Annotated in this window: 9 protein-coding genes and 1 tRNA gene; 5 read left to right on the forward strand and 5 right to left on the reverse strand. The window is 63.8% G+C overall.

The annotated features are described in order from the left end of the window. Nucleotides 1-39: 39 nt before the first annotated feature. Nucleotides 40-1,254, reverse strand: coding sequence for an FprA family A-type flavoprotein (locus tag BP858_RS00150; RefSeq protein ID WP_286878509.1), 1,215 nt, complete (start codon nt 1,252-1,254; stop codon nt 40-42). An 83-nt stretch (nt 1,255-1,337) separates the two neighbouring features. On the opposite strand from BP858_RS00150, the gene BP858_RS00155 reads away from it, so the two are divergent. Further along, nucleotides 1,338-2,141 carry a V4R domain-containing protein gene (locus BP858_RS00155; protein WP_286878510.1) on the forward strand — a complete coding sequence of 268 codons (804 nt, stop codon included), beginning with the start codon at nt 1,338-1,340 and terminating at the stop codon, nt 2,139-2,141. Nucleotides 2,142-2,183: 42 nt separating this feature from the next. On the opposite strand, the gene BP858_RS00160 is transcribed toward BP858_RS00155, so the two are convergent. The 4 genes from BP858_RS00160 to BP858_RS00175 all read right to left on the reverse strand — a co-directional run bounded on the left by BP858_RS00160 (nt 2,184) and on the right by BP858_RS00175 (nt 4,565). After that, a tRNA-Gly gene (locus BP858_RS00160) sits at nt 2,184-2,254 on the reverse strand. Between the two features lie 45 nt (nt 2,255-2,299). After that, the gene (locus BP858_RS00165; RefSeq protein WP_286878511.1) at nt 2,300-2,644 is read right to left on the reverse strand and encodes a sensor histidine kinase; all 345 of its coding nucleotides are present in this window, start codon (nt 2,642-2,644) and stop codon (nt 2,300-2,302) included. Further along, a complete protein-coding gene (locus BP858_RS00170) occupies nt 2,641-3,564 on the reverse strand; it encodes a GAF domain-containing protein (protein WP_286878512.1) in 924 nt (307 codons plus the stop codon). The genes BP858_RS00165 and BP858_RS00170 overlap by 4 nt, the downstream gene beginning before the upstream one ends. Before the next feature lie 47 nt (nt 3,565-3,611). After that, nucleotides 3,612-4,565 carry a PAS domain-containing protein gene (locus BP858_RS00175; RefSeq protein WP_286878513.1) on the reverse strand — a complete coding sequence of 318 codons (954 nt, stop codon included), beginning with the start codon at nt 4,563-4,565 and terminating at the stop codon, nt 3,612-3,614. 335 nt (nt 4,566-4,900) lie between these two features. Here BP858_RS00175 and BP858_RS00180 point away from each other — a divergent pair, with 335 nt between their 5' ends. From BP858_RS00180 to BP858_RS00195, 4 genes are all read left to right on the forward strand, one after another. Then, nucleotides 4,901-5,359, forward strand: coding sequence for a 30S ribosomal protein S15 (locus BP858_RS00180; protein WP_281767402.1), 459 nt, complete (start codon nt 4,901-4,903; stop codon nt 5,357-5,359). A gap of 6 nt (nt 5,360-5,365) precedes the next feature. After that, nucleotides 5,366-6,583 (forward strand): DHH family phosphoesterase, encoded by a 1,218-nt coding sequence (locus BP858_RS00185; RefSeq protein WP_286878515.1) that lies wholly within the window; start codon nt 5,366-5,368, stop codon nt 6,581-6,583. Next, nucleotides 6,580-6,849: a KEOPS complex subunit Pcc1 gene (locus BP858_RS00190; RefSeq protein ID WP_062261549.1), complete on the forward strand. Its 270-nt coding sequence runs from the start codon at nt 6,580-6,582 to the stop codon at nt 6,847-6,849. The genes BP858_RS00185 and BP858_RS00190 overlap by 4 nt, the downstream gene beginning before the upstream one ends. Before the next feature lie 13 nt (nt 6,850-6,862). After that, nucleotides 6,863-7,260 (forward strand): 30S ribosomal protein S3ae (locus BP858_RS00195; protein ID WP_286878516.1); only part of this gene is annotated, 398 nt, incomplete at its 3' end.

Consider the following 7,260-nt stretch of genomic DNA (forward strand, 5'->3'; position numbering starts at 1 on the left):
TTCTGATGTTTTCGGAGGACGCAATGGAGGGGCCGGGCACTACCGGGCGCGGATCTCCCGCGCCACCTTCCGCCCGAGTTCGTAGGCCCGTGCAAGTTCGCCGGCATCAGGGCGGTAGTTCACGTGGAACCCGCCATCTATGACCTCGATACCGGCTGCCTTCAGGGCCTCCTCTGCCTGGGCAACCGCGCCGCCCATGCCGCCGTGCGACCCGAACGCGCACCCGATCTTCTTTGCCCCGAGGCGGCCCGGACGTAACCCGCGGAGGTAACTGAGGAACCCGGCCACCGTGGGGAGGACCTCGTCCTGGAGCGTCGGCGACCCGATGAGGACGGCCTTCGAGTCGAGGACGTCTGTGACGATATCGCTCCGGTGCGTTCCTTCGTAGCGGCCGTCGCGGAGGAGGCAGACCCGGACGTCGGCGCCTTCGGCCATGACGCCCTCGGCGATGGCCTGGGCCATCATCGTGGTCGAGCCGTGCATGGTGTCGTAGACTATCGTGACCTTGTCCTTCGCGACGCCCTGGCTCCAGTCGATGTAGGCCTTGAGGATATCCCCGGCATACGACCGCCAGATGATACCGTGGCTCGGCGCAATCATCTCTATGGCGATCCCGAGTTTCCCGACCTCGTCGAGTTTCTTCAGGACCTTGGGCGCGAGCGGTATGATCAGGTTTGCGAAGAACTTCTGTGCGTGGGCGAGCGCCTCGTCCTTCCCGAGCTGGTCGTCGAACCGGGCGGCGCTTGCGATGTGCTGCCCGAAGGCGTCGTTCGGGAAGAGGATGGCGTCTTCCGCGAGGTAGGTGAACATCGAGTCAGGCCAGTGGAGCATCGGGGCTTCAAGGAAGGTGAGCGTCTTCCCGCCGAGGTCGAGGGTATCGCCGGTCTTGACGACCCGGATGTTCCAGCCGCTGGTGTCGTAGTGGCGGGCAAGCCCGGTCTTTGCCCGCTCGGTGCAGTAGATCGGGATGCCCGGCATCTTCCGCACGAGCGTGGGCAGGCAGCCGGAGTGATCCATCTCGATGTGGTTTAAGACGATGTAATCGATCTCGCCGGGGTCGCAGACCGACGCCACCCGGCCGAGGATCTGGTTCTCGAAGCCGGCGTAGGCGCTGTCGATGAGCGCGGTCTTCTCACCGCGGACGAGGTAGGCGTTGTAAGTCGTTCCCGGGAGCGTGTATCCGTGGTACTCCCTCAAATTCCAGTCAATTGCCCCGACCCAGTAGACGCCGGGGGCGAGGTTTGTAGCCATCATTGTTATTCCTCAATCAGTTCGATTCGTTACGAACATTCTACTATATCAGAACATTTGATATATCTCCCTTTCGATCTTGATCTATGGAGGACGGGATGGACAGCAGGGGGAAACCGGGTCGGCCGAGCGGGATCCGGGAGATCGACCTCTATTCGACGCCGGAAGGGGCGCGGGCGGTCGGGAACCCGGTGCGGCGGGTGATCCTTGCGGCGCTCCGTGAACGCGAGCATTCGTTTGACGAGATCGTCGCCCTCTCCGGGAGGGTGAAGTCGACGGTCTCGGTGCACCTGCAGGAGATGGCGGCGGCGGGCGTGGTCGGGTCCCGGCCTGACCCTGATGATGCGAGGAAAAAGATCTTCTTCCTCACCGGCGACCTCGTGGGAACTGTCTCGGCAGAGGACCGGATAGCCGATGCGCTCTCTGCCTACGCGGGGGTGTACGGTGCGGGGGCGGCCGACCCCTTCGCGTTCTACAAGCTGACCTTCCGGACGGTCCGGGTCCTGCTCATGCAGGAGGGGATCCTCCTCGACCCGCTCCTCACCCGGGCCGGCGAGTGGATAGGGGAGGAACTCTACCCGGCGGTGGCTGACCCGACGACTGAGGTCTTCTGCGCCAACATTGCCCGGTTCTGGGATGACCACAACCTCGGAAGGGTTGAGGTCGCCGGGACGGAGCCGCTGACACTCCTCGTCTACGACTGCTTTGAGTGTGAAGACCTGCCCGTCACCGGCAGGCCTGCGTGCGCGTTCGACTCCGGTATCCTCCGGACGCTCTTCTCCGGCCACTACGGCCGGCCGACGGCGGCGCTCGAGACCAGGTGCTACTCGATGGGGTTTGACCACTGCCGGTTTGAGGTGGTGCCGGAGAATGGCGGCGGGGAGAGATAACAGCTCCGCTAAAACCCATAAAAATCAAAAAAGATACACCCATGCGATAGCCGGGAATCGAACCCGGGCTAGAGGCTTGGGAAGCCCCTGTCCTACCGCTAGACTACTATCGCTCTGGTACCACTATATGTTGACCCGGAAGGTGATAAATATTCGGCTCACCCACCCTCCGGGCAGTAACGCAACAGGGTCACTGTTATGGCCGCCCCCTCCTCCGGCCGGCCCGGGACGCGGTCCCCCGCACGGACGCTCCCCCCGTAGCGTTCCGCAAGCATCCTGACGATGCTCAGACCGAGCCCCTTCCCGCTCTTCTTCGTCACCCCGCGCTCTTTGCGCTCGAATATCCGCGGCTTGAGGTCGTCAGGGATCCCGGGGCCGGTGTCGGCAACCGTCACCGCGACCCGGTCCTCACCCTCCTCCCTGACGCTGATGGTGACCTCGACATCCGGCCCCCCAAACTTGACGGCGTTGCCGATCAGGTTCGCAAAAGTATTTCTTCTCATTGCTCTTCAGAGTAACCGTGCCCGAACTTGACGGCGTTGCCGATCAGGTTCGCAAAGACCTCGTTGATGAGGTCGTCGGCCAGCACCGTCGCATCCGACCCCTCGTAGACGATCCGCGTATCTGCGTAGTAGTTGCGCATCCCCCGGATCACGGGCTCAAGCCGCACCAGTTGAAGCGGGGCAGCCTCAAGCATCAACCTCCGGATCGTGCTGACGTTCCTGATGATGTCGTTGCTCTGGTAGATGGCCGCAAGCGACTTCCTGATAACCTCGCGGGTCGGCTCCTCTGCCGAATCAAGGATCATATACAGGTAGCCCATCGCCGCGGTGTTTGCGTTGTTGATATCGTGGGTGAGGATATCCACGTAGAGGTTGACCGCCTCGGTCGCGGCGTTCGCCTCGTCAAGGTAGCGGTTGGCGGACGCGAGCGCCGCCTCAAGTTCCTCAAGGAGCATCCCCTTCACGACCGCACTCCCGATCTCCTCACCGATCGTCGCAAGGATCAGGCGCTCGTCCTCCGGAATCGTCTCCCGGGTCCTGCTCGCGACTGCGATGCACCCCACCGGCCCGTCATCGCCCGGGATGGGAACCGCCGCAAACGACCGGATGGCGGGATCATCATGCCCCGGGTACCTCTCCTGGAACCGGTCGACAAACCGGGCTTCCCCGTCGACGAGCACATACCGGTAGGGCGGTTCATCCCGCCGCACACGGGCCGGAGCGTGCCCCTCTCCCACACAGGCGCGCAGGTGCGCAAGGTCGCTCCCCGGGTACACCAGGTACGCCCCACCCAGGTCAAAATCCAGCAGCGCCAGGGTCTTTTCCAGCGAGACCGGGAGGAGGTCGTCAAGGTGACGGGACGCGGTGGCGGCGGTGATGACCTCGCTCGTGATGGAGAGTCGCCGGTTCTCCTCCCGCATCTCCGCTTCCGCCCTGCGGAGACCGGTGATATCCCGGATAGCCAGGATCAGTCGTTCGGGGCATCCCCGTCTTTTGCAAGAAGGGTGACCGAGACCTCTGCCGGCCACTCGCTCCCGTCGAGTCTGCAGGGCGTGCACTCAACCGGCGCAAGCACCTCCCCGTGCAGGACCCGCTCCCGGCAGGCCCGGATCATCGCGAGATCCCTCTCCGCGAACAGGGTCTCCGGGTCCCTCCCGATAAGGTCCTCCCGCGCTGCCCCGCCGCAGAGCCTGACCATGGCCTCGTTCACCTCGATGATCTGCCTGCCGGGGTCGGTGAGGATGATCCCGACATCGACGGTATTGAGGATGACCCGGAACGTCTCCTCCGACCGGCGGAGCAAGTTCTCCATCCTCTTCTGCTCCGTCATCCCGGTGACCACCGCACAGGCCATCTCCCGGTCAGGGAGGAGGCTTGTTGAGAGAAGGACCGGACAGGACTTTCCGTCCCGGCGGATGAACTCACAGTCCTGGTTCGTGACCGGCGCCGGGTTCCCGGGATACCCGGGCCAGAACGCCGGGAGATCGGGAACCTCCCCATCCGGGTACCCGAGCATCGCGGCGCACTGCCGGTTCATCTCCTCGACCTTCCCCCCATCAGGCGAGAAGAGGAAGATGCCCGCGCCCGACGTCTCGAAGATCCCCCGGTACCGCCCCTCCCGCAGGTGCAGGCGGCCTGCCAGGTGCGACACAACAGCGGCGACAAGAAGGAATACTCCGGCGCGGACCAGAGCGTCTGTGATCTCCGCCCCACCACCCGGGGAGAGGAGGAGCACCTCCGCGAGGTAGGCGGCGGCAAGCGCCACGGCGATCCCGACGCCCCGTTCCGGGTAGCGGTAGGCGGCAAGGACGATCGGGATATAGAAGAGGTGTGAGCAGACGACAAACACCCCGGAGGAGAGGCAGTATCCGGTGATGCCGAGCGCAACCAGCGTTGACGCAACGATGCCGAAAAGGAGCAAGAACTCCCTCCGGGAACTGACATCATCCGATAGACAGCCCAACCCGCCCTCCATCATACCATAGTGGTCGTTACGGAGCACAATAAACCCCCAGGAAGCAGAAGACGCGCCGATGCGCCGAAACCCGTGGGAAGCAGGATCCAGGCGCCGCCCGCGCACGTCCCCGATACCCTTAAGGCATATCCCGGAGAATGTGATGTAGCACAGTATGTGCTGGCTATGGTAAGTCCGACGTGCTCCCATGCACTGCCCGCAAGGGCTTGGGATTACAGAGATTAGTCAGTTTACGGACTCTTTTCTGGACTTAACATAGTGTATCTAACGGAGGTGTATGAATGGCAAGAATGTACGCTCGGCGTCGCGGAACCGCCGGTTCCGTCCGACCCTACCGGAAGGAAGCACCCGAGTGGTCCAACACGGACACAGCGGAGATCGAGAAGATCGTCGTTGAGCTCCGCAAAGACGGCATGTCGAGCAGCCAGATTGGCCTTGCGTTGCGGGACAGGTACGGTGTCCCCGACGTCAAGCTCGCCACCGGCAAGCGCGTGAACGAGATTCTCCGCGAGAAGGGCCTCGAGTCCGAGATCCCCGAAGACCTGCGCAACCTGATGCAGAAGGCGCTCGGGCTGAGGAAGCACCTTGCGGAGAACAAGAAGGATGTGCACAACGCCCGCCAGCTCCAGATCACCGAATCTAAGGTGCGCAGGCTGGGCAGGTACTACGTCAAGTCCGGACGGATGCCGAAAGGCTGGACGTACAAACCGGAGACCGCGGAGATCCTGCTCTCCCGTTGATGACCCGTGTCGCTTGACGCCGCTGCTGCCAGCCTCGCCGACCACCTGCTTGAGCAGGAATTTGTGGAGGTGCTTGCGCACCACGATGCCGACGGCATAGCCGCCGCATCCATCCTCTGCCACGCCATGTTCCGCGAGGGCGGGCGGTTCCGGCTGAGGGTTCGCTCAAGCATCACCACGGCCGACGTACCTCGCGACAGCAGCGTGCTTCTCTGCGACTTTGGGTCAGCGCTATCAGACCTCCCCGGCGACGTGATGGTGGTGGACCACCATGTGCCCCATTTTGAGGGCGACTACCACGTCAACCCGCGTCTTGCGGGTATCGACGGCGACCGGAACCTCTCGGCTGCTGGTGCGGCGTACCTCGTCGCGCAGCGCATGGGGGATAACCGCGACCTCGCGGGGCTTGTGCTCCTCGGCATCATCGGAGACCGTCAGGAACTCGAGGGGCCGAACCGGGAGATATCCAACGAAGGCATCGCAAACGGGTTCATCGCACCCCGCCGCGGCCTCCGCCTCCCGGGAAGAGGGCTCGTCGAGCAGCTCGCGCTCGCCGTCAACCCCTATCTCCCCGGGTTCTCGGGCGCTCCCGAGACCGCCCGGACGCTGGTCGCACAGGTCACCGATGAGGACGACGTGGACTACGAATCGCTCCTCTCCCGGATCGTCCTTGCGGCTGCTCCGGAAGCGTCGCTCTCCGCGATCTACGGGATCTGGGGCACCACCTACAGCCTCGGCCGGGAGGTCATCGACGAGGCCGCAAACCTCGCTGCCGTCGTCGACGCCTGCGGCAAGTCCGGGTCCGGAGACCTTGGCGCATCGCTCTGTCTCCGCTCGTCCCATGCACTGCAGGAGGCCTGGGAGATCGCCGCCCGCTACCGGCAGGCGGTCATCGCCGGCATCCGCGGGACACGCCGTCTCGACGATAGGATCGCCCTCTTTGAGGTGGACGACGGGTCCGTGGCAAGCGATGTCGCGGATGCCCTCGCAAACGACCTCGTCCAGGACGGTCCTGTCTTCGTCATCGGACAGAGAGGGGACCACTGCTCCGTGTCGGCACGCTGCCCGCCGGGCATCGACGTCGACCTCGAGGCATTGATGCGGACGGTCGCGGAGGCGTGCGGCGGTCAGGGTGGCGGACACCACCGGAGGGCCGGCGCCCGGATCGGGGCCGAACGTGTGGACCTGTTCAGGCAGGAACTCCTGGGGGCGATTCCCGCATGATCAGGGTCGAGGGCATCATCGAGACCCCGCACCGCCACCCCGATTGTGTGGCAGCGGCACTCGAACCCGACAACCTCACCCTGATCAGGACCTACCCGACAGAGGGAGGTGTGCGGGCCGAGATCGATGGGACCAGGCTCCGGTCGATCATCGCATCGGTGGACGACTACCTCATGAACTTGGCAATAGCGGAGGACGTCTGCACCTCTGCCTCGCGGAGGTCTGAAAGCGCATTACAGGTCAATTGGGCTGTAAAACAGATATGAGAGAAGTGATACCATGGCAAGGAAGAAACAGGTTGGAAGAAGGGTGGAAGGCTGGAAGGCCAAGCGGTGGTACCGGGTGTACGTGCCCGAGGCCTTCGGCAAAGTTGAGATCGGGGACACCATCTCGGCCGACCCCGAAAACATGGTCGGCCGGATCATGACCGCGACGCTCGGCGAAGTGGTGCAGGACTACTCGAAGTCCCACATCAAGATGAGGTTTAAGATCAACAACGTGGCCGGGGACTCCGCCTACACCGAGTTCGTCGGTCACGAGGTGACCCGGGATTACCTGCGGTCGATGGTCAAGCGGCGGGCATCCCGCATCGACACCATCCACCCGGTCATCAGCAAGGACGGCAAACTCCTGCGGGTGACGGTCGTCTGTCTCACCGTATCGAGGGCCGAGCAGAG

The organism is Methanoculleus sp. UBA413, assembly GCF_002502935.1.
In the GTDB taxonomy this organism is placed as follows: Archaea; Halobacteriota; Methanomicrobia; order Methanomicrobiales; family Methanoculleaceae; genus Methanoculleus; species Methanoculleus bourgensis.

Coding starts and splice junctions, on each gene's coding strand:
- BP858_RS00150 (WP_286878509.1), bottom strand. CDS start 1,254: ATGATGGCTACAAACCTCGCCCCCGGCGTCTACTGGGTCGGGGCAATT.
- BP858_RS00155 (WP_286878510.1), top strand. CDS start 1,338: ATGGAGGACGGGATGGACAGCAGGGGGAAACCGGGTCGGCCGAGCGGG.
- BP858_RS00165 (WP_286878511.1), bottom strand. CDS start 2,644: ATGAGAAGAAATACTTTTGCGAACCTGATCGGCAACGCCGTCAAGTTT.
- BP858_RS00170 (WP_286878512.1), bottom strand. CDS start 3,564: ATGCGGGAGGAGAACCGGCGACTCTCCATCACGAGCGAGGTCATCACC.
- BP858_RS00180 (WP_281767402.1), top strand. CDS start 4,901: ATGGCAAGAATGTACGCTCGGCGTCGCGGAACCGCCGGTTCCGTCCGA.
- BP858_RS00190 (WP_062261549.1), top strand. CDS start 6,580: ATGATCAGGGTCGAGGGCATCATCGAGACCCCGCACCGCCACCCCGAT.